16 protein-coding genes are annotated in these 20,876 nt (G+C 61.3%); 7 read left to right on the top strand and 9 right to left on the bottom strand.

Annotated features, from left to right (window positions below):
- Positions 1-59 precede the first annotated feature (59 nt).
- Positions 60-1,091 carry a small ribosomal subunit biogenesis GTPase RsgA gene (rsgA, locus tag Q0V31_RS08495; RefSeq protein ID WP_298186829.1) on the top strand — a complete coding sequence of 344 codons (1,032 nt, stop codon included), beginning with the start codon at positions 60-62 and terminating at the stop codon, positions 1,089-1,091.
- Between the two features lie 122 nt (positions 1,092-1,213).
- On the opposite strand, the gene motB is transcribed toward rsgA, so the two are convergent.
- Both motB and motA read right to left on the bottom strand, forming a co-directional pair.
- Complete coding sequence (gene motB / locus Q0V31_RS08490) at positions 1,214-2,227, bottom strand: flagellar motor protein MotB (protein WP_298186826.1); 1,014 nt, start codon at positions 2,225-2,227, stop codon at positions 1,214-1,216.
- 8 nt (positions 2,228-2,235) lie between these two features.
- Entirely contained in the window at positions 2,236-3,087 is an 852-nt protein-coding gene (motA, locus tag Q0V31_RS08485) for a flagellar motor stator protein MotA (protein ID WP_298186823.1), read from the bottom strand.
- Positions 3,088-3,207: 120 nt separating this feature from the next.
- On the opposite strand from motA, the gene Q0V31_RS08480 reads away from it, so the two are divergent.
- From Q0V31_RS08480 to Q0V31_RS08460, 5 genes are all read left to right on the top strand, one after another.
- On the top strand, positions 3,208-4,722 hold the full coding sequence (locus tag Q0V31_RS08480; protein WP_298186820.1) for an HDOD domain-containing protein: 1,515 nt from the start codon (positions 3,208-3,210) through the stop codon (positions 4,720-4,722).
- A 45-nt stretch (positions 4,723-4,767) separates the two neighbouring features.
- Positions 4,768-5,583, top strand: coding sequence for a rhodanese-like domain-containing protein (locus tag Q0V31_RS08475; protein ID WP_298186818.1), 816 nt, complete (start codon positions 4,768-4,770; stop codon positions 5,581-5,583).
- Positions 5,584-5,621: 38 nt separating this feature from the next.
- On the top strand, positions 5,622-6,482 hold the full coding sequence (asd, locus tag Q0V31_RS08470; RefSeq protein WP_298186815.1) for an archaetidylserine decarboxylase: 861 nt from the start codon (positions 5,622-5,624) through the stop codon (positions 6,480-6,482).
- 231 nt (positions 6,483-6,713) lie between these two features.
- Positions 6,714-8,519 (top strand): molecular chaperone, encoded by a 1,806-nt coding sequence (locus tag Q0V31_RS08465; protein WP_298186813.1) that lies wholly within the window; start codon positions 6,714-6,716, stop codon positions 8,517-8,519.
- A 63-nt stretch (positions 8,520-8,582) separates the two neighbouring features.
- The gene (locus Q0V31_RS08460; RefSeq protein ID WP_298186810.1) at positions 8,583-10,652 is read left to right on the top strand and encodes an EAL domain-containing protein; all 2,070 of its coding nucleotides are present in this window, start codon (positions 8,583-8,585) and stop codon (positions 10,650-10,652) included.
- Positions 10,653-10,705: 53 nt separating this feature from the next.
- Here Q0V31_RS08460 and serB read toward each other — a convergent pair whose 3' ends face one another.
- Positions 10,706-11,920 carry a phosphoserine phosphatase SerB gene (gene serB, locus Q0V31_RS08455; RefSeq protein WP_298186808.1) on the bottom strand — a complete coding sequence of 405 codons (1,215 nt, stop codon included), beginning with the start codon at positions 11,918-11,920 and terminating at the stop codon, positions 10,706-10,708.
- Between the two features lie 174 nt (positions 11,921-12,094).
- Here serB and Q0V31_RS08450 point away from each other — a divergent pair, with 174 nt between their 5' ends.
- Entirely contained in the window at positions 12,095-13,633 is a 1,539-nt protein-coding gene (locus Q0V31_RS08450) for an AhpA/YtjB family protein (protein WP_298186805.1), read from the top strand.
- A 42-nt stretch (positions 13,634-13,675) separates the two neighbouring features.
- Here the strand turns inward: Q0V31_RS08450 and Q0V31_RS08445 are convergent, their stop codons facing one another.
- From Q0V31_RS08445 to Q0V31_RS08420, 6 genes are all read right to left on the bottom strand, one after another.
- Positions 13,676-14,380, bottom strand: coding sequence for an ABC-type transport auxiliary lipoprotein family protein (locus tag Q0V31_RS08445; RefSeq protein ID WP_298186803.1), 705 nt, complete (start codon positions 14,378-14,380; stop codon positions 13,676-13,678).
- 155 nt (positions 14,381-14,535) lie between these two features.
- Positions 14,536-16,794, bottom strand: coding sequence for a DNA topoisomerase IV subunit A (parC, locus tag Q0V31_RS08440; protein WP_298186800.1), 2,259 nt, complete (start codon positions 16,792-16,794; stop codon positions 14,536-14,538).
- A gap of 7 nt (positions 16,795-16,801) precedes the next feature.
- A complete protein-coding gene (locus Q0V31_RS08435; protein ID WP_298186797.1) occupies positions 16,802-17,326 on the bottom strand; it encodes a TIGR02281 family clan AA aspartic protease in 525 nt (174 codons plus the stop codon).
- Positions 17,323-18,309: an esterase-like activity of phytase family protein gene (locus tag Q0V31_RS08430; RefSeq protein WP_298190982.1), complete on the bottom strand. Its 987-nt coding sequence runs from the start codon at positions 18,307-18,309 to the stop codon at positions 17,323-17,325. Before Q0V31_RS08430 ends, Q0V31_RS08435 begins: the two co-directional genes overlap by 4 nt.
- Positions 18,306-20,210: a DNA topoisomerase IV subunit B gene (gene parE / locus Q0V31_RS08425; RefSeq protein ID WP_298186794.1), complete on the bottom strand. Its 1,905-nt coding sequence runs from the start codon at positions 20,208-20,210 to the stop codon at positions 18,306-18,308. The genes Q0V31_RS08430 and parE overlap by 4 nt, the downstream gene beginning before the upstream one ends.
- 15 nt (positions 20,211-20,225) lie before the next feature.
- Positions 20,226-20,837: a YqiA/YcfP family alpha/beta fold hydrolase gene (locus tag Q0V31_RS08420; RefSeq protein WP_298186791.1), complete on the bottom strand. Its 612-nt coding sequence runs from the start codon at positions 20,835-20,837 to the stop codon at positions 20,226-20,228.
- Positions 20,838-20,876 lie beyond the last annotated feature (39 nt).

Genomic DNA, 20,876 nt, shown 5'->3' with positions numbered 1-20,876 from the left:
TTGGCAGCCCGTGCTAAACTCGCGGCCGTTTATTGCGCAATTCAACTCTCGGAAGCCCCATGGCCAAACGCCAACTCAACCGCCGGCAAAACTGGCGTATCGAAAAAATCCAGGGCGAGCGTGCCGCCCGCGCCGCTAAGCGCGAATCGCAGGCCGTACAAATTCTCGAAGGCGGCGATCTAGGCCCGGAACAGACTGGCTTGGTGATTGCCCACTTCGGCGTGCAGATCGAGGTTGAAGCATTGGACGGCGAGCTGGCCGGCCAGGTATTCCGCTGCCACCTGCGCGCCAACCTACCAACCATGGTGACCGGTGACCAGGTCGTCTGGCGCGCCGGTAACCAGGGCATTGGCGTAATCGTCGCGCAACTGCCGCGCAGCACCGAGCTGTGCCGCCCGGACACCCGTGGCCAGCTGAAACCGGTCGCGGCTAACGTCGATTTGATCGTGATCGTCTTCGCCCCGCTGCCAGAACCGCACGCCAATCTGATTGACCGCTATTTGGTGGCCGCCGAGCACTCAGGCATCCGCCCACTGCTGCTACTGAACAAGGCCGACTTGATCGACGAGCAAAATGGTATCGCGCTTAACGCCATGCTCGACGTTTACCGCCAACTGGGCTACCCGCTGCTGGAAGTATCGGCGCATCACGGCGATGGCATGGAGCAGCTCAAGCAACAGCTCGATGGCAACGTCAGCGTCTTCGTCGGCCAGTCGGGGGTCGGCAAGTCATCGTTGGTCAACACCCTGCTACCGGACGTCGACACCCGCGTCGGCCCGCTTTCTGAGCTTTCCGGCCTGGGCACTCACACCACCACCACAGCACGCCTGTTCCACTTCCCCGGTGGCGGCGAGCTGATCGACTCCCCGGGGATTCGTGAGTTTGGCCTGGTGCACGTCAGCCGCGATGACGTCGAGGCCGGTTTTATCGAATTCGGCGAGTTGATCGGGCAATGCCGCTTCCGCGATTGCAAGCATGACCGCGAGCCGGGCTGCGCCCTACTCAAAGCTCTGGAAGACGGTCGCCTGCACCCGCAGCGCATGGCCAGCTACCGGCAAATCCTCGCCAGCCTGCCGGAAGCCGACTACTGAAAAATCGCCGGGAGCGATTTTTAACGTCGCGCCGCGACGGCCAACAGGGTGGCCGCCAGGGATGGCAGGTCATCAACAAAAAAGGCCGCGACATGTCGCGGCCTTCTGTTTAGCCTTGAATCCTATTCTGCCGGCTGATCGAACCGGAGCACGCCGTCCTCGAAAATATTCAGCCGCTCACGCAACGGTTCATCGGGTAACGGGGCGGCCGGCGCCCTCGGTTCCGGCACGCCAGCCGGAGCGGCAGCCGGAGCGGCAGGCTCTTTAGGCGCATCACCGCTTGCATCACCCTCGATAGCCCGCTGGGCTTTCTTGGTCAGCACCACGATATCGATACGCCGGTTAACCGGGTTGAGCGGGCTCTCTCGATCAAACAACGCCGAAGAGGCGTACCCCACCACCCGCGCCACCTGACTGTCGGCATAACCGCCGGCTATCAGCACTCGCCGCGCCGCATTGGCACGATCCGCGGACAGCTCCCAGTTACCGTAGCCACCACGCCCGACAAAGGGCTGGGCATCGGTATGGCCGCTGACACTGATCTTGTTCGGCACCGCCGCAATGGTATCGGTCAACGCCAGCAAGATGTCCTCGAAGTAGGGTTGCAAGCGCGCGCTACCGGAGGCAAACATCGGCCGGTTCTCAGCGTCCATAATCTGGATGCGCAGGCCGTCCTGGGTGATTTCGAAAAGAATTTGATCCTTGAAGTTCTGCAACTGAGGGTTTTCCTCAACCTTGTTCTGCAGCTCCTGCAGCAACAACTCCAGGCGCTCGCGCTCAACTTCTTCGGCGATCGACTCGGCTTGCTGTTGATCGATTTCGCCTTGCGCCTCACCGGCCGGATCGTCGTCATCTTTGGCCTCGGGATTCAGGGTTTTATCCGGAGCTGGCGTAGGCGTGCCACCGAGGTCGATCACATAAGGACTGGCACTTTCGGAAAAGCCGACGGGGTCTTGAAAGTAGCCGGAGATGAGTTTTTTCTGCTCGGGCGTAGCCGATGACATCAGCCACATCACCATAAAGAACGCCATCATCGCGACGGCAAAGTCAGCAAAGGCGATTTTCCAGGCACCACCGTGATGGCCACCAGCAACCTTCTTGACCCGCTTGACGATAATCGGCTGGTTATTCTCCATGCTGCGCTTTAGCTCCCACGCATGGCTTGCTCAAGCTCGGTAAAGCTCGGGCGGTGCGCGGGGAAGAGCACTTTGCGCGAGAACTCGACCGCCAGCGAGGGCGGCATGCCTGAGGCTGAGGCCACCAGGCCGGCCTTGATCGCCTCATACACGTTCAGCTCTTCCTTGGCGTCGTGCTCCAGTGAGCCGGCCAGCGGACCGAAGAAGCCATAAGACGCCAAAATCCCGAGGAAGGTACCCACCAACGCGGTGCCGACTTTCTCACCGATCTGCGCATTATCTGCATCAGCAAGGATCGACATGGTAATCACGATGCCCAGCACCGCCGCCACGATGCCCATGGCAGGCATGCCGTCGGCAATCTTCGCCACGGCATGCGCCGGGTGATCGAGTTCTTCCTTGAGACTGGCGATTTCCATGTCGAACAGCCCTTCAAGCTCATGTGGGGCCATGTTGCCGGACGACATGATGCGCAGGTAATCGCAAATAAAGGCGGTCATCCGCTGATCTTTGAGGATGCCGGGGTATTTGCTGAATATCGGGCTGGCGGCAGGGTCTTCAACATCGGCCTCGATGGCCATCATGCCTTCGCGGCGACTCTTGTTGAGAATCTCGTAAATCAGTTTGAGTACATCGAGGTAGTAAGTATGGGTGAAGCGTGAGCTGAACATACTCAGCGACTTCTTGAACACCTGCATAAACATGCTGCCAGGGTTGGCCTGCAGAAAAGCCCCCAACGCAGCGCCGCCAATGATCATCACCTCAAAGGGATGAACCAACGCCATAAACTTACCGCCAGAGAGAATAAACCCGCCTAACACGCTAGCGAATACAACAATGATGCCGATGATTTTTGCCATATAAAAGAGACTTGCCAGAGAGAGTAGAAAGGGGCTTTGTAAAACAACCCTTCTATTTATCGGAAGATTTGCGCGAGACTATAGCCAGTTAAGGTCAAAAGCCAGCTTGTCTCAACCCTCATGCCAAAGCCTATTCACTATCCGCGCACCCTGACAGACTGGCTGAAACAGCTGGACAACCAGCTATTGCCTGCATCCATCGACAGCCTGCAGAGGCTGCGCCGAGCGCTGGCGGACAGCAATCGCTCAATGCGCGAACTGGCGGAGTTAATGCAAGGCTGCCCGGCACTGGCCCTCAGCGTAATGCGCACGGCTAACCGCAAGAGCAGCGGACTCAGTGAGCAGACCGACAGCCTCGAAGCCGCCATCAACCGCCTCGGCATCAAACGCACTGAAGAGTTGCTCAACCGCCTGCCAGCCCTGCCCGAGCAGGAGTTACCCAAAGCCCTTGGGCAGATCCTACTGATCAGCCAGCATGCCAGCCAGCAGGCCAACGGCCTGTTCGCCGGTCGCCTGGCGCGCCTATGGCAAGAAGTACACTGGGGCAGCCAGCTATTTCTCGCACCCATCTGGACGTTATTGGCCGCCCACCCCGAGCTGTTCGAGGCCTGGCAGCAGCGGGTACTGGTCAAAGGCGAAGCGGCGGCCAAGGTCGAAGATGAACTACTCGGCGTGCCTTTGTTGACGCTATGCCTGGCACTGAGTGAGCAGTGGAACTTGCCGGAGTGGATCACCCTGGGCTACCGCCTACTGGTCAACGACCGGCGCTTACTGGTCAAAGCCCTGCATATTGCCCGCGACAATCAACATCCCCTGCACCAGCAGCAGTGCCTGGACGCTGACAGCAACTTGCGCCGCTGGCTGACCCAGCCGGCCAACAGCATTCTGCTGGCCAACGGCTTGGCGATTTCCGCACACTACGCTTGGAACAGCCCACACAGCCTGCGCTGGCAGCGCCTGACCGGTTTATTCTTGCAACTGCCGCTGGCAACCGTGCAGCAGTCGCTGCACCAAAACGCAGTCACCAGCGCCCGAAACCTCCCCAGCACAGAACTCTGGCACCCGGCTGAAGCGTTGATCTGGCCGTGGCAAACGCGCCACCTGCACGCCTTGGTTGAACCGCCCAAAACCGCAGTGGTGAGCGCGTGGCGCCAGCAATGTGCGCAGTTGCTGGCGCAACCCAGTGCGTTTGCCAACGTGCTGCAACTCACCGCCTGCGCCAACCTGGCGCTGCAGGCCTGCGGAATGTCGCGCGTACTGATCCTACTGGCCGACCGCAACCACACCCGCCTGGTCGCGCAACAACACAGCGGACTGGATAAAACAGCCGCCAGCCTCAGCCTCGACCCACAACACAGTCAGGTGCTGCGCCGCCTGCTGAGTGCCCCGGCGCAGTTAAGGTTGAACCCGGCCAATATGGCGCAGTTCTCTGCCATGCTACCTGGCACGCTGAAAAGCCTGTTCCCCAGCGAGCACCTGCTAATTCGTTCAATTGCCAGCAACAATCGCGTGGTCATGCTGGTCTTCGCCGACCAAGCGGGTCATGCCCTAAGCGAGGCAAGCGTGCAGGGCTTCGGCAAAACCGTGCAATGCATTGAGCGCGCCCTGGCCAGCTTTGCCAACCGCGGGCGCTAGGCTTTCCGCTACAATCCGTCCTTTTCATTACCACAGAGGCCCGGCATGACCGCTTTCGCTGAGTTGCCCTTGCTGATCGAACCTGCCCAACTGGCCAGCCGCCTGAACGCTTCCGAGCTGATTCTGGTCGACCTGACCAGCCAGGCGCGCTATGCCGCCGGGCATATCCCTGGCGCGCTCTTTGTCGACCCCAAGCGCACCCAGCTGGGCCAGCCTCCAGCACCAGGCCTCTTGCCGTCGCTCGAGCAGCTGGAACAGCTGTTTACCGAGCTTGGGCACAACCCCGATGCCGTCTACGTGGTGTATGACGACGAGGGCGGAGGTTGGGCCGGGCGCTTTATCTGGCTGCTGGATGTGATCGGCCACCGTCACTACCACTACCTTAATGGCGGACTGCTGGCCTGGCAGGCAGAAAGCCGCGAGCTGAGTACCGGCGTGCCGCCTGCCGGCACCCAAGCCGTCAGCCTGAATATCGACCCCGCCCCCACGGCCACCCGCGAGTACCTGCAAAGCCGTCTCGGCGCGACCGACCTAGCGATCTGGGATGCGCGCTCGCCCGGCGAATACAGCGGCGAAAAAGCCCTCGCCCAGAAAGCCGGGCATATCCCTGGCGCGGTCAATTTCGAATGGACCGCCGGCATGGACCCGTCACGCGCCTTGCGGATTCGCCAAGACATTCAGGCGCAGCTCAACAGCCTCGGCATCACCGCCGACAAAGAAATCGTCACCCACTGCCAGACCCACCACCGCTCGGGCTTTACCTACCTGCTGGCCAAGATCCTTGGTTATCCACGGGTAAAAGCCTATGCCGGCTCTTGGGGCGAGTGGGGCAACCATCCAGATACCCCGGTCGAGCGTTGAACAAACGCCAGCCCGCCAGTCACCTTTAAGGAACATCCATGAAAGATCGCCTGTTTATCCTCAGTCAGTACTTGTTGCCGCACCACCTGCTCTCACGTCTGATCGGCTGCGCCGCCGAATGCCGCGCCGGCTGGTTTAAGAACCGCCTGATCGGCTGGTTCGCCAAGCAGTACCACGTCAACATGAGCGAAGCGCAGGTCGAAGACCTGACGGCCTTTGCCCACTTCAATGACTTCTTCACCCGCGCCCTGAAAGACGGTGCTCGGCCGCTCGACAGCACCCCAGGCGCAGTGCTCTGCCCTGCCGACGGCGCGGTCAGCCAGCTGGGAAAAATCGAACAGGGACGGGTTTTTCAGGCTAAAGGTCATAGCTTCAGCGTGATCGAGCTGCTGGGTGGCGACAGCGAGCGCGCGGCTGCCTTTATGGGTGGTGATTTCGCCACCATCTACCTGTCGCCCAAGGACTACCACCGCGTACACATGCCGCTGGCCGGCACTCTGAAAGAGATGGTTTATGTGCCGGGCCGGCTGTTCTCGGTTAACCAGACGACCGCGGAAAATGTGCCTGAGCTATTTGCCCGTAACGAGCGCGTAGTGTGCTTGTTCGATACCGAGCGCGGCCCGATGGCCGTAGTGCTAGTCGGCGCGATGATCGTGGCATCGATCGAGACCGTCTGGGCCGGTTTGATAACCCCACCGAAACGCGCCCTGAAAAGTTTCAAGTACGACGACGCCGCGCGCGCGCCGATCAGCCTGGAGAAAGGTGCGGAGTTGGGCCGCTTCAAGCTAGGCTCCACCGCTATCGTGCTGTTTGGCCCGGAACAGGTACAGTGGGCCGAAGCGTTGGCGGCCAACAGCGCAGTACAAATGGGACAGCGCATTGCTGCTCCACGCGGCTAACCGGGCAAAGCCGGCACTGCCAGCAGTTACTGACAGTGCCAAGTCGACTGAACAGAGTTAACCACTACCCATGAAACCTGCTACAACAGTGCTCTCCAGCTAATTAACCTGTCACGCCAGCCTGGCGATACCGCCAAGGACATGGCTGCGATGCCTGTAAGATACTGCTAGAGTCGAGACCTCATGCTTAGATTCACCTGCCTTGCCTGGGCGCTGGAGTATCCGATTTAGATGGCTACACAGAATTCTCACTTGCTGCTGCGCGTCACCTCGCCGGACAAGCAAAGCCTGTCATTCTGCGACGCCAGCCCCCGTGACTTGCAAAAATGGGTCGACGGCCTGCCCAAAGCCAATATTGGTGAAACCGCGCGCCAGCTTTACCAGGCCATGGTCGAGCTCAATCAATTACTGACGCCCTCAGACAATCGCCTGCAGCTGCTGGAAATCCTTCGCCCGGAAATCTACTTCGTTTGTAAGCAACTGGAAAAACACTTCCTTAAGCAGGCGATCGTTCTTGATGAGCGCCCACGCAAGGTTGCCAATCTCTGCCAGGCGCTGCAGAACCACTTGGCCGTTGGCTACAAACTGATTGTCGCGCGCCAGATTACTCAGCCTGGCCGCGAGCGCCATCAGTTGCTGGCGATCGCCCTGCAGCGCGCTACGCACAGCCTTTGCGGCCCACTGATTCGCGCCAGCCAACTGTACTGCCCGGTTCCCGAAGGGCTCTGGCTGGAGCTGCACCAGCTGTACCAAATCGCCCTGGCGCGTGACCTGCACAAAACCACGATTCGTGATACCCAAGCCTTGCACACCCAAGGCCTAAGCACCGAGCAAAGCTATCTGGTCGCTCTGCTGCTCGGTTGTGCACGCTGCAACCAGATGCGCCAGAGCGCAATTGCACGCCTGGCCGAAGTGCTCGAGCCCTGGAGTACGCAGGTCACCCTGCAGGCCGGCGACAAACCCTCCAGCCTGTTCGCGATTGCTCCGCAGCTGGATGGCCCGCCCCGGTACATCTCGCTGTTCCAGCAGAGCGAACTGCACAACGCGCTAGGGATTGACCCCAGCCAGCTGGTGGACACAATCAAAGAACACCTGCTGCTGCCGGCCGAAAGCCTTGCTCAGTCGCGCTTGACCGTCCCCAACGGCTTCAGCCACGACATGCTTCAGCACCTGGCCGCGGCCTGGGGCGATATCGCCGAGCGCACCTTCCAGCGCAGCAAGGGCCAGGGGACATTGACCCTGTGCATCGGCATGAGCGCACTGCATTTCTACTTAGCAGGCCAGCGCCCATTCCATGACGTGTTACAGCTACCCGCTGCCACCAATGCGGCGGTATTCAAGGCCGGAACGGGACCGCAGGACATCTGGTCGAACGCCTTCGACGCACAGAAAAACAACTCGTGGGAAAATGGCTTACCTTTCGAGGAAATCCAGTACCACAAGCCGGAAACAAATCCCGCCGGTTTAGACAGCGAGGAAGCCGATAGCTACCCCACCTTTGAAGTAGCCATTGTCAACATCAGCCCCGGCGGCTACTGCCTGTCGTGGCCGAAAGAGGTGCCCAGCCAACTCCAGGCCGGCGAGCTGCTCGGCATCCAAAGCCTGCCACAGCAAGGCTGGAGCATTGCCGTGGTGCGCTGGATTCGCCAGGTGCGCGGTGGCGGCACGCAAATGGGCATCGAACTGATCGCCCCGCACGCCCAGGCCTGTGGCCTACAACTAGTGCGTAAAGCTGAGCAGAGCAGCCAGTATCTGCGTGCACTTTTGCTACCGGAAATCAGCGCCATTTCGCGTCCGGCCAGCCTGATTACCGCCCGCCTGCCGTTTCAGGAAGGCAACAAGGTCAGCATCAACCTAAATGGCAGCGAACACCGTGCGGTGCTCAGCCGTCGCCAAACCAGCACCGGCAGCTTTAACCAGTTCGAATACCGCGGCGTCGAACAGGCTGGCAGTGAGCAAGGGAAGCCTGTCACAGCGCCGCAAAGCCGTACGCCAGGCGGGGAGGAAGACTTTGACTCACTTTGGAAGTCGCTGTAGATTGCCGGCGCACGCCCTTTCATCGCCTTTTCGCGCCCGTTCGGCGCAGACTTGATACCCACCATGGCCATTGAAAAAAAAACCATTCGGCTACTGATACTCGAAGACTCGCAGAATGAAGCCGAGCGCTTGGTCAGTCTGTTCCGTAATGCAGGACGGGCAACCCGGGTACAACGCCTGAGTTCCAGCGACGACCTCAACGAGGCCCTACAGCAAAGCTGGGATCTGCTGATCTGCGCACCGAGCAGCGAACAGCTTGCTCCCGGCGAAGCGATTGGCGCGATCCGCCGCCAGGCCAAGGATATTCCGGTCATTCAGCTGCTCGCCGACAACGACTCCGACAGCATCACCGAAGCCCTGATGCTCGGTGCTCAAGACGCCCTGCCGCAAGGTGAGGACGAGCGCCTCGTCTTGGTGGCCAAGCGCGAACTGGCCAACCTGGAAGAACGCCGCGCCCGCCGCGCCTCGGAAGTCGCCCTGCGCGAAGCGGAAAAACGCTGCCAACTGCTGCTCGAAAGCTCTGTCGATGCCATCACCTACGTACACGAAGGCATGCACATCTATGCCAACCGCGCCTACCTTGAGCTGTTCGCCTACGTAGATGCTGACGAGCTGGAAGGCATGCCGATGATCGACCTGATCAGCAGCAGCGACCAGGCCAGCTTCAAGGACTTCTTGAAGAGCTATCAGCACGCCGAAGGGCATGCCGAATTGAAGTGTCACGGGATGAAGGCCGACGGCCAGAGTTTCCCGGCACAAATAAGCTTCTCGCCTGCCACTTACGACGGCGAACCCTGCATTCAGGTGGTAATTCGCGCCGAAACCAGCAATGCCGAACTGGAAGAGAAGCTGCGCGAAATCAGCAGCCAGGACCTGGTAACAGGCCTGTTCAACCGCACGCACTTCCTTGAGCTGATGGATAAAGCTGCCGAGCGCGCGGTGAATGTGGGTCAGCCATCGACCCTGGCGTACATCCGCGTCGACCACTACGCCAGTCTGCTCGCCGATGTCGGCCTGGCGGGCATCGACATCCTGCTCACCGACCTGGCCAACCTGCTGCGCGCGCACTTCAGCGCCGACGCACAACTGGCACGCTTTGGTGATGACGTGTTTGCCGTGCTGCACCCCGGCGTCAGCCCGGAAAGCACCCGTGAGCAGCTGACCAGCTTGCTGAAAAAGGTCGAAGGCCATCTGTTCGACGTCAGCGGCCGCACCGTGCAAAGCACTCTGTCGATAGGTGTCGCCGGACTCAACGAGACAACCCCCAAGGCCCAAGAAGTAGTCAACCGCGCCCACCGCTGCGCCGACGAGCTGAGCGATGGCAACGCCATCAAACTGTTCAACCCGGCCGACGAACTGGCTGCAGCCGCCAGCCGTGGCAACATCGCCGCGATGGTGCAACAGGCACTGGAGAAAAACAGTTTCCGCCTGCTGTTCCAGCCGATCATCAGCCTGCGCGGCGACAGCTTTGAACACTATGAAGCGCTGCTGCGCCTGATTGGACCGCAGGGCGAGGAAATCCCGCCGAAAGAGCTGTTCAGCGCCGCGAAAGATGCCGGGCTTGCCGAGAAGATTGACCGCTGGGTGATTCTCAACTCAATCAAGCTGCTCGCCGACCACCGTAGCAAGGGCCACAACACCCGCTTGTTCGTGCACCTGTCGAGCGCCAGCGTACAGGATCAGACCCTGCTGCCATGGCTCAGCGTCGCCTTGAAAGCCGCCCGCCTACCGGCGGACTCACTGGTTTTCCAGTTCAGCGAACCGGACGCGATCGCCTACCTCAAGCAGGCCAAAGCGATTACTCAAGGCCTCAACGAACTGCACTGCCAAACCGCGCTGACGCAATTCGGCTGCTCGCTCAACCCCTTCAATACCCTCAAGCACCTGCATGTCGACTTCGTCAAAGTCGACAGTTCCTTCTCCCAGGACCTGAGCAGCCCGGAGCATCAGGAGGCGCTGAAAACCCTGCTGGCCAGCCTGCACGCCCAGGCCAAGCTAACCATCGTGCCCTTCGTCGAGACGGCCAGCGTGCTGGCCACACTTTGGCAGGCCGGGGTTAACTACATTCAGGGGCATTACTTGCAGGGCCCGAGCCAGTCGATGGATTACGACTTCGCCGCCGAGGACGAGTAGCCTCGCGCAGAGAGCAAAAAGCCGCCCTCGGGCGGCTTTTTTGAGCCTGTAATTTACTCCAGCCCGTCGCGATCGCGAAAGCCCAGCAAATACAGGATGCCATCCAAGCCCAGAGTGGAAATCGCCTGCTTGGCCGACTGTTTCACCAGCGGCTTGGCGCGGAACGCCACCCCGAGCCCAGCAATCGCCAGCATTGGCAAATCATTGGCCCCATCGCCCACGGCAATCGTCTGCTCCAGGCGTAAACCTTCCTTAGCCGCCAGCTCACGCAGCAGATCGGCTTTGCGCTGAGCATCGACGATCGGCTCGACCGCGACGCCGGTGACCAAGCCGTCAACAATCTGTAGCTCATTGGCAAAGACGTAATCGATGCCGAGTTTGGCCTGCAGTTGCTTGGCAAAGTAAGTGAAACCACCCGACAGGATCGCCGTCTTGTAGCCCAGACGACGCAACTCACTGAACAAGGTTTCTGCACCTTCGGTCAGCCGCAGCGAAGCGCCGATATCGGCCAACACCGTTTCTGGCAGATCTTTAAGCAGCGCCAGGCGCTCGCGGAAGCTGGCGGCAAAGTCCAGCTCACCACGCATCGCCCGCTCGGTAATCTCGGACACCTGCTCACCGACGCCCGCCGCCTTGGCCAGCTCGTCAATCACCTCAGCCTCAATCAGCGTCGAGTCCATGTCGAACACCGCCAGCCGACGGTTACGGCGGAACAACGAATCACGCTGGAAGGCGATATCGACGTTCAATTCCTGCGCCACGCTGAGGAACTCGGCGCGCAAGGCCGCCGGATCCGCCGGTTCGCCACGCACCGAGAACTCAATGCAGCCCTTGCCTTGCTCAGCCGGCATATCCAAAGGCATGCGCCCGGAAAGGCGATCGATATGGTCAATATTCAGCTCATACCGCGCGGTAATCGCACTGACGCGCTGCAGCTGCTCGGCCGTGACCTTACGCGTTAGCAGGGTAACGATATGCCGGGCCTTGCCCTGACCGTTGACCCATTGCTGATAATCCATTTCGGAGACCGGGGTAAAGCGCACTTGCTGGTCGAGTTTGTATGCGGTGAACAGAATGTCTTTGAGCACCGATGAGGCGCGCTCGGTATCAGGTATCTCGACCAGAATGCCAAACGACAGCGTGTCATGGATCACCGCCTGGCCAATATCGAGGATATTCACCCCGCCCTGGGCCAGTACGCCAGTGATGGCAGCGGTCAAACCGGGACGGTCTTCACCGGTGATATTGATCAGGACGATTTCGCGCAAGGCTCGGTCTCCAGTACAGCGGAAGGGGCAGCGGCCTGCAGAACAAACCACAAGCCGCAGAAAAGGCGCACATTCTACCCATTTCCTGCGATAAACAGCCACGCACGGCGCTTTGCCCACTGCTGAGGCACCGCTATACTGCGCGCCATCTTCAGTCGACATGAGCCGAGCTCTGTGAACCGGCCCGCCCCCGTAAAGCCCGACAATTTCTTCCTTTTGCTGTTCCAGGCCCTGCGCCAAAAGCGCATCCCCCTGGCGCTGCGCATTGTCTGTCATAGCTTGCTGCTGGTGACCCTCGCCCTGGTGATCTATGGCTGGGTGATCGGCATGCAGTTTAAATATGCCATGCAGCAGCAAGCCGAAGCCCTGGGCACCAGCCTGATTACCCAGACGGCCACCTCGGCCACCGAACTGCTGGTGTCCAACGACATCCTCAGCCTCAATGTGTTGCTGAATAACCTGGTGAAAAACCCGCTGGTCGCCCATGCGGCGATCTACAGCGTGGACAACCGCATCCTCGCCGAGGCCGGTTCACGCCCAAGCCAGAGCATGCTTGGCGAAACCCAAGGCCTGTATTCCACACCGATCACCTTTCAGGAAGTGATCGCCGGGCAACTGCGCATCAGCCTGGACATGCAACAGTTCCAACAGCCGATGACCATCAGCCTGCAAAGCATGGGGATTCTCAGCCTGATTCTGCTGGCCCTGGCGCTGTCGCTGAGCATGCGCCTGGGACGGCATATCTCTACTCCGCTGCTGCAACTGCGCGTCTGGCTACGTGACCCGGATGACCCGGCCCCGGGCAGCGGTCGCCAGGATGAAATCGGCGACCTGGCGCGCCAACTCCAAGCCCGCCTGGTGCCGGAGAAACCGGCGCAGCCGCAAGAGCAGCCATTCTACGATGAGCAAGCGAACGCAGAAGACGCTTACGACTACCTCGATGAGTCGTACGATGATGAGCCCGACTTCGAGGTGCGTAACCTGCACGATGAGCGCTTCGATGAGCAGGATGAACCGCTTGAGTCCCTGCACACCGACGCCGAGCCCTACCTCGACAGCGCAGTGGATGACCCGTTTTCCGACCTGCGTGATAACGTCGAACCGCAGCCCGCGCCTGCCCCGGTGGCCCCGGTGGCCCAACAGCCACTGCCCAGCGCCGTACTGGCGATCCAACTGGGCGCCCAGGAACAGCTGCGGCGCCTGCCGCGCGCGCGCTTGATGGAGTTGCTACAACGCTACCGTGACTGCCTCGACCGGGCTGCCAGCCTGTATCAGGGTGAGCTGCATACGCTCAGCGATGGCAGCAGCCTGATGCTGTTCCACCAGCGAGAGTGCGGTGAGGACTATCTGACCCATGCCATCTGCTGCGGCGAACTGATGCGCGCCCTCGGCCATGCCCTGCAAATCGAAGTAGCGGACAGCGGCATCACCCTGCAACTGCAACTCGGCCTGACCCTGGGTGAGAGCCTCAGCAACCTCGGCCAGGGCGACCTGCTGCTGAGCGAGACCGCGCAGAGTGCGCTGGCGCTTTCACAGCACAGCCGCAACCTGCTGTTGGTCGAACGCAAAGTGGCCGACGACGCACTGATCAGCCAGCGTGCGCGGATTCGCGCCATCGCCAGCCCCCAGGGTGCTTGTTGTGTGGAGCGCTTGCTGGAGCCTTACCCATCACTACTGGAGCGCCAACTGGCGCACCTGCACGAAAGCCACTAGGCGCCTGACAGAACCGCTCAAACGCCTAGGGAGGGTGTACTGCTAGAAGCGGAAGACCTCGCCTTCCCCGCGCATCGGCTCAACCACTGGAATACGCGGCGCAGCGGGCGGCGCAGGCTTTACTGGTGCTGGTTTGCGCACCGCCGCGGGGGCCTTAGGCGCTGGCTTACCCTGGGTTTCCACGGCCACGGCCAATTGCTCGACCAACTGCTGCACCACCAAACTCTGCGCCCGCACCTGATCGACGATGCTGCCGTTATGGCCTTCTTCCAGGTGCACCAAGCGCCCGTCGATCAGCTTGCCGTCAGCACCGGCCAGTCGCCACTGCGCTTCCAGCACTGCCGGGCGCTGCGGGCCGGAGTCTAGGCGGGTAATCGACAGGCCCAAACGCACCTGTGGCACGAACCCCGCCGTAGCCGGCGCCAACACCAAGCGCTGGCTGTCCAGCCGCGAGGCCAGCTGGCGAATTAACTGCTGATCAATATCAGCCGCCAGGCTACCGGCCCAGCTTGCATTGTCCGCAGCAGTCAGGCTGCCATCGGCCTGACGCTGTAACAGCGCCTCACGCTGCAGATAATCAGCAATCGCTACCGGGCCAAGTAACACGGCAACGCCCTGCTCGGCTGTGGGCACGCGGATGTCGCCACTGTCGAGCTGGTACAGCGACGCTTGTTGATGGCGCACACAACCCGTCAGGCCAAGCATGCCAACCAGCAGTAAAATCCCGGGAAAACGCAGTGCAGTCATCTCTCTCATCCAGCCGGTAAATCTGCCGGCGTGCATATCAAAATTAGGCCCATGCGGGTCGCTCAAACCGACCCGCGTTGCGGCTGCGTATCATCCTTGAAAGCCACTCACGACTCCAGCGCAGTACGCTGAGCCGCCAGGCGTGGCTCGAACCCTTAGCCCTGGACTTCGACCAACAGGCTGTCGACGCGCTGAAAGCCACGCGGCAGTTTGTTCCCACGGCGTCCGCGCTCGCCCTTGTAGTGTTCCAGATCATCAGCCTTGAGCGACAGCGTGCGCTTACCCGCCTGTAGCACCAAGGTTGCGCCGACCGGTAACACGGCCAGATCAGTAAGGTACTCCTCACGCGCCGCGACCCGCTCTCCGGGGATGCCAATGATCTTGTTGCCCTTACCCTTGCCCAATTGCGGCAGGTCCGCGACCTTGAATAGCAGCAGCCGACCTTCGGTGGTCACCGCCGCCAGCCAGTCCTCCTCACGATTGGCCAACGGTTTCGGCGCTACCACCCGCGCACCGGCAGGCAAGCTAAGCAGTGCCTTGCCGGCCTTGTTCTTGGCCTGCAGGTCTTCACCTTTAACCACAAAGCCGTAACCGGCATCCGAGGCGATTACATACAGCGCATTGTCATCCGGCAGCAGCACGCACTCGAAGGTCGCCCCTGGCGGCGGGGTGAGCCGCCCGGTCAACGGCTCGCCCTGACCACGGGCAGACGGCAGCGAATGCGCCGCCAGCGAATAGCTGCGCCCGGTGGAGTCGATAAACACCGCGTACTGATTGGAGCGGCCGGGGGCTGAGATCTTGAAGCCATCACCGGCCTTGTATGACAGCCCGGTTGCGTCGATATCGTGACCCTTGCCGCAGCGTACCCAGCCTTTCTCCGAAATCACCACGGTGACCGGCTCAGTCGGCATCAGCTCGGTTTCGCTCAGCGCCTTGGCTTCAGCGCGAGCGACGATCGGCGAACGGCGGTCGTCGCCGTACTTCTCGGCGTCTTCCAGAATCTCTTTGCGTACCAACTTCTTCAGTTTGGCTTCGCTGCCGAGCAAGGCCTGCAGCTTGTCGCGCTCCTTGGCCAGCTCGTCCTGCTCGCCGCGGATCTTCATTTCCTCAAGGCGCGCAAGCTGCCGCAGGCGAGTGTCGAGGATGTAGTCAGCCTGAATCTCGTCGAGGCCGAAACGCGCCATCAGCACCGGCTTGGGCTGGTCCTCGGTACGGATGATGTGGATCACTTCATCCAGATTGAGGAAGGCCGTGAGTAAACCGTCCAACAGGTGCAGACGCCGCTCGACCTTATCCAGGCGGAACTGCAGGCGGCGGCGCACGGTATTCACCCGGAACAGCAGCCACTCGGTGAGCAAGGTGCGCAGGTTTTTCACCGCCGGCTTGCCGTCCAGGCCAATCACGTTGGTGTTGACCCGGTAGCTGGACTCCAGCTCGGTGGTGGCGAACAGGTGCTGCATCAGCTCAGCGGCATCCACCCGATTAGAGCGCGGAATAATGACGATGCGGCACGGGTGCTCGTGGTCCGACTCGTCACGCAAGTCGGCGACCATCGGCAGCTTTTTGGCCTGCATCTGCGCGGCGATCTGCTCCAGCACCTTGGCCCCGGAGACTTGGTGCGGCAGTGCGGTGACGACAATGTCGCCATCCTCGACGCGGTACACGGCGCGCATGCGCACCGAGCCTTTGCCGGTCTCATAAATTTTCAGCAGGTCCGCGCGCGGGGTGATGATCTCCGCCTCGGTCGGATAATCCGGCCCCAGCACATGCTCGCAGAGCTGTTCGACCGTGGCATTCGGCTCGTCCAGCAAGCGAATGCAGGCCGTCGCCACCTCACGCAGATTATGCGGCGGCACGTCAGTGGCCATGCCCACGGCGATGCCGGTGGTGCCATTGAGCAGCAAGTTGGGCAGCCGCGCCGGCAGCGTCGCCGGCTCGTTCATGGTGCCGTCGAAGTTCGGCACCCAATCCACGGTACCCTGGCCCAGTTCGCTCAGCAGTACTTCGGCATAGCGTGACAGACGCGCCTCGGTGTAACGCATGGCGGCGAAGGATTTCGGGTCATCCGGCGCCCCCCAGTTACCTTGACCATCGACCAGGGTGTAGCGGTAGCTGAACGGCTGCGCCATCAGCACCATGGCCTCATAACAGGCGCTGTCACCGTGCGGGTGGAATTTACCGAGCACGTCACCGACGGTACGCGCCGATTTCTTGTGCTTGGAGTCGGCGTCCAAGCCCAGCTCGCTCATGGCGTAAATGATGCGCCGCTGCACGGGTTTGAGGCCGTCACCGATATGCGGCAACGCGCGGTCCATGATCACGTACATGGAATAGTTGAGGTAAGCCTGCTCGGTAAAATCGGCAAGGGAACGGCGCTCAACACCGTCCAGGCTCAAATCGAGGGAATCGCTCATGCGTGCCTCATTGCAAGGTTGATTGGCGCAGCATCAAGGTGCCGCTGCGCTGAGTAAATTCGAGTTGTTTCAGGGCACTCATGCCCAGCAATACGTCATCGCCACCCATACCGGGGGCAATCAAAGCGTCTACATCGGTGAGCACGATATCGCCCAGCTGCAAGCGTTGCAGGCGCGTACGGTGCGCCGTAGCGCGACCATTGGCGGTGTTGATGGTGACCGCTGCACCGGCCTGCAGGCCCAGGCGCTGGGCCACCGCGACCGGCACCGCGACTGAAGTCGCGCCGGTGTCGAGCAGGAAGGTCACCGCCTCGCCATTGATCTTGCCACCTGCCATGTAATGCCCTTGGCGGCTACTGGCCAGGTGCACCTCTACATAGTCACTGCCATGCACTGACGCGGGCGTGGCGTTAGGGTTGCGCTGGGCATCCTCCCAGTCGCCAAAGAACTTGGTCGCCAGCAACAGGGCCGCACCCCAGGCCAGCACCAGCATCACCCGACCGGCACGCTTTCCTGCTGGCTGGCTGCTCACGGCGTCGTGCCCCAACCGCCTTTAGGCGCGGCAAAACGCCAGATAATCGGCCGCGTCTCACCATCGGCACGACTGAAACCGCCGTTATCGATACCCACCCAAGCACCGTCTTGATCCACCCACAGCGCTTCGGCCAAACCATAGGATGGCGGATAGCGACGCTCTGGGGTCAGCGCCTCAGCGGCAAACGACCAGCAGCGCTCGACCTGCGCATCGCCCAGGCTGCGCCGACAAATACGGTGCGCCTGACGCTCAAGGGTGAAGAGCTTTTCGCGATGGAAGGCCAGGCCGGAGAAGTCTCGCGGCTGCTCTTGCGCACCTAACAGCGCAGGCGCGGGCTCCGTGCCAGACTCACTCAACAGCACGCAGCCGCCGATGCAGCGCCACGTAGAGCGCTGCTTGTGCACCACCAGCAAGCCGCGGCGCATGCGCTCTGCCGCCAGGTACAGGCGCTCGCCCGCCGGATCAACGGCAATGCCTTCCAGCAGCGAGTTGTAATGCAACAGCATGCCGCTGGCACGCGCTTGGCGCACCAGACTCTGGGGCAGCTTCAACCAGCTAGGCTCGCCTATCACGGGCAACTGCAGCACGGCAGCACGGGCCTCGCTGAGCAAATAGCGGTTACCGGCGGCATCGCAGCTCAGGCCCTCGAAATCCAGCTCGCCGCCGCGCACCAACCCTGCGCCCCAACTACGCGCACGTAGCCCCCAGGGCAACGCTACGTTCGGCGCGGGCGGTGCGATAAAGGGCTCGGCCGTGGCCTGCCACTGCGAATCGCTCGACTGCAACCGATAAAGCTGCTGGTCATCACGATCCGAAACCGCCCACAACGCGCCGTCGCACCATGCCAGCCCGGACAAGTTGCCACCACTGATGCCGACAACTGGCTGCTCATTCAGCAGCTCCAGCTCTTCCAGTGCCGCCGCACTGACCAGCACAGGCGCGCAAAGCAGTAAGCAAGCAGCCAACAAACGCTGCATCAGAGCAGCACCTCGGCCAGGTTGCCCTTGGACTCCAGCCAGGATTTACGGTCGCCGGCGCGTTTTTTCGCCAGCAGCATGTCCATCATTTCCTGGGTGCCTGGATAGTCTTCCAGGGTCAGCTGCACCAGACGCCGGGTGTTCGGGTCCATGGTGGTTTCGCGCAGCTGCGGCGGGTTCATCTCACCAAGGCCTTTAAAGCGGGTGACTTGCGGCTTGCCCCGACGCTTCTCGGCCACCAGACGGTCGAGAATGCCGTCGCGCTCGGCTTCATCCAGCGCATAGAAAATCTCTTTGCCCAGGTCGATGCGATACAGCGGCGGCATCGCCACATAGACGTGGCCGGCATCCACCAGCGGGCGGAAATGCTGGACGAACAAGGCGCAGAGCAAGGTGGCGATGTGCAGCCCGTCGGAGTCGGCGTCGGCGAGGATGCAGATTTTGCCGTAGCGCAGTTGGCTGAGGTCGCTGGAACCCGGATCGAGGCCAACCGCCACGGCGATGTTATGCACTTCCTGACTGGCCAGCACTTCACTGCCGTCGACTTCCCAGGTGTTCAGAATCTTCCCGCGCAGCGGCAGGATCGCCTGGAATTCCTTGTCGCGCGCCTGCTTGGCCGAACCGCCGGCGGAATCACCTTCCACCAAAAACAGTTCGGAGCGCATCGGGTCCTGCCCCGCGCAATCGGCCAGCTTGCCCGGCAACGCTGGACCCTGGGTGATGCGCTTGCGCTCAACTTTCTTGCCGGCCTTGAGGCGGCGGTTGGCGTTACTGATCGCCAGCTCGGCGAGCTGCTGCCCCAACTCCGGGTGAGCGTTAAGCCACAGGCTAAAGGCATCTTTGACCACACCAGAGACAAAGGCTGCCGCTTCCCGCGAGGACAAGCGCTCCTTGGTCTGCCCGGAGAACTGCGCGTCCTGCATCTTCATAGAGAGGACGAAGGCGATGCGCTCCCAGATATCTTCCGGGGCCAGCTTGACCCCACGCGGCAACAGGCTGCGGAACTCGCAGAACTCGCGCATGGCATCCAGCAGGCCCTGACGCAGACCGTTGACGTGGGTGCCGCCCTGGGCCGTGGGAATCAGGTTGACGTAGCTTTCCTGCACCGCATCGCCGCCTTCCGGCAGCCACAGCAGCGCCCAATCCACCGCCTCTTTATTACCCGCCAGGCTGCCGCAGAAGGGCTCATTGGGCAGGCGCTCAAATTCGCTGACCGCATCCACCAGGTAGGAGCGCAGGCCGTCTTCATAAAGCCACTCGACTTTCTCGCCGCTGGCCTTGTCTTCGAAGCTGACGGCCAGGCCCGGGCACAGCACAGCCTTGGCTTTGAGCACATGTTTGAGGCGGCTGACCGAAAATTTGAAGGCGTCGAAATATTTAGGATCCGGCCAGAAGTGCACGCTGGTGCCGGTATTGCGCTTGCCGACCGAGCCGACAATCGCCAGATCGCTGGACTTGTAGCCATCGGCAAAGCTCATCTGGTACTCGTTGCCGTCACGCTTGACCGTGACAACCACGCTGGTCGACAGCGCGTTGACCACCGAGATACCCACACCGTGCAGGCCGCCGGAAAACTGGTAGTTCTTGTTGCTGAACTTGCCGCCGGCGTGCAGCTTGGTAAGGATCAGCTCGACCCCCGGCACACCCTCCTCCGGGTGAATATCCACTGGCATGCCACGACCGTCGTCGAGCACTTCCAGCGAATTGTCCTCATGCAGGATCACCTGGATCGACTTGGCATGCCCAGCCAGCGCTTCGTCGACGCTGTTGTCGATGACTTCCTGGGCCAGGTGGTTGGGCCGGCTGGTGTCGGTGTACATGCCCGGGCGCTTGCGCACCGGGTCGAGGCCGGAAAGGACTTCGATGGCATCGGCGTTGTAGGAGCTAGAACCTTGCTGGGCCATGGGGTCTCTTGTTCGTCAATTGAGAGCGGAAAAGTCGATATCCTGCCACAAATGGCGAGGAATACCGGCGAAAGCGAAAAGCATCGGCAGGCGTTCGGCAAATCCCTGAAAACCATGGTCGCCACCGGCCTGGATACGCAGCGCGCTGGCCCGGTAATACGCCTGGGCATCACGGTAATCGAGGGTTTCGTCGGCCGTCTGCAGCCACACCTGATAACGCGCCGGGTCTTGCAGTACCGCAACGTCCAGCTCGGCCAGTGCCGCCACATGGTCGGTGGTCAGCTCCCAGGTTTCCTCGTTGTAATAGTTCTTCTGCGGGCCCAGGTAGCCAGTGAAATGCAGATGGGGGCGTACGGCGGGATTGATCAACAGCGCAGGCAGCCCGTGGCGTTCAGCTAAATGGGTCGCATAGTAGCCGCCCAGCGAGCTGCCAACCAGCACGGGCCGACCAAGCTCGCCAATCAGCGCCTCGAGCTGGGCAATCGCCTCACGTGGATGATGGTGCAGGGCCGGCACGCGCAATTGCTCTGCCAGGCCAAGCTGCTGCATGGCCCGGCGCAATAGGCTGGCCTTGAGCGATGCGGGTGAGCTGTTAAGCCCGTGAAGATACAGAATCGATGTGGTCATGGGGCGGGAGGCTAACCGTTAGCGGCGACTGGCTGCAAC

It is taken from the genome of uncultured Pseudomonas sp. (assembly GCF_943846705.1).
Classification (GTDB): Bacteria; Pseudomonadota; Gammaproteobacteria; order Pseudomonadales; family Pseudomonadaceae; genus Aquipseudomonas.
The sequence above is the reverse complement of the archived record's forward strand: the minus strand, read 5'-3'. Positions and strand labels throughout refer to the sequence as shown.

What these genes read in the sequence shown, in the direction of transcription:
- rsgA (WP_298186829.1), top strand. Translation starts at nt 60, where the DNA reads ATGGCCAAACGCCAACTCAACCGCCGGCAAAACTGGCGTATCGAAAAA.
- motB (WP_298186826.1), bottom strand. Translation starts at nt 2,227, where the DNA reads ATGGAGAATAACCAGCCGATTATCGTCAAGCGGGTCAAGAAGGTTGCT.
- motA (WP_298186823.1), bottom strand. Translation starts at nt 3,087, where the DNA reads ATGGCAAAAATCATCGGCATCATTGTTGTATTCGCTAGCGTGTTAGGC.
- Q0V31_RS08480 (WP_298186820.1), top strand. Translation starts at nt 3,208, where the DNA reads ATGCCAAAGCCTATTCACTATCCGCGCACCCTGACAGACTGGCTGAAA.
- Q0V31_RS08475 (WP_298186818.1), top strand. Translation starts at nt 4,768, where the DNA reads ATGACCGCTTTCGCTGAGTTGCCCTTGCTGATCGAACCTGCCCAACTG.
- asd (WP_298186815.1), top strand. Translation starts at nt 5,622, where the DNA reads ATGAAAGATCGCCTGTTTATCCTCAGTCAGTACTTGTTGCCGCACCAC.
- Q0V31_RS08465 (WP_298186813.1), top strand. Translation starts at nt 6,714, where the DNA reads ATGGCTACACAGAATTCTCACTTGCTGCTGCGCGTCACCTCGCCGGAC.
- Q0V31_RS08460 (WP_298186810.1), top strand. Translation starts at nt 8,583, where the DNA reads ATGGCCATTGAAAAAAAAACCATTCGGCTACTGATACTCGAAGACTCG.
- Q0V31_RS08445 (WP_298186803.1), bottom strand. Translation starts at nt 14,380, where the DNA reads ATGACTGCACTGCGTTTTCCCGGGATTTTACTGCTGGTTGGCATGCTT.
- parC (WP_298186800.1), bottom strand. Translation starts at nt 16,794, where the DNA reads ATGAGCGATTCCCTCGATTTGAGCCTGGACGGTGTTGAGCGCCGTTCC.
- parE (WP_298186794.1), bottom strand. Translation starts at nt 20,210, where the DNA reads ATGGCCCAGCAAGGTTCTAGCTCCTACAACGCCGATGCCATCGAAGTC.
- Q0V31_RS08420 (WP_298186791.1), bottom strand. Translation starts at nt 20,837, where the DNA reads ATGACCACATCGATTCTGTATCTTCACGGGCTTAACAGCTCACCCGCA.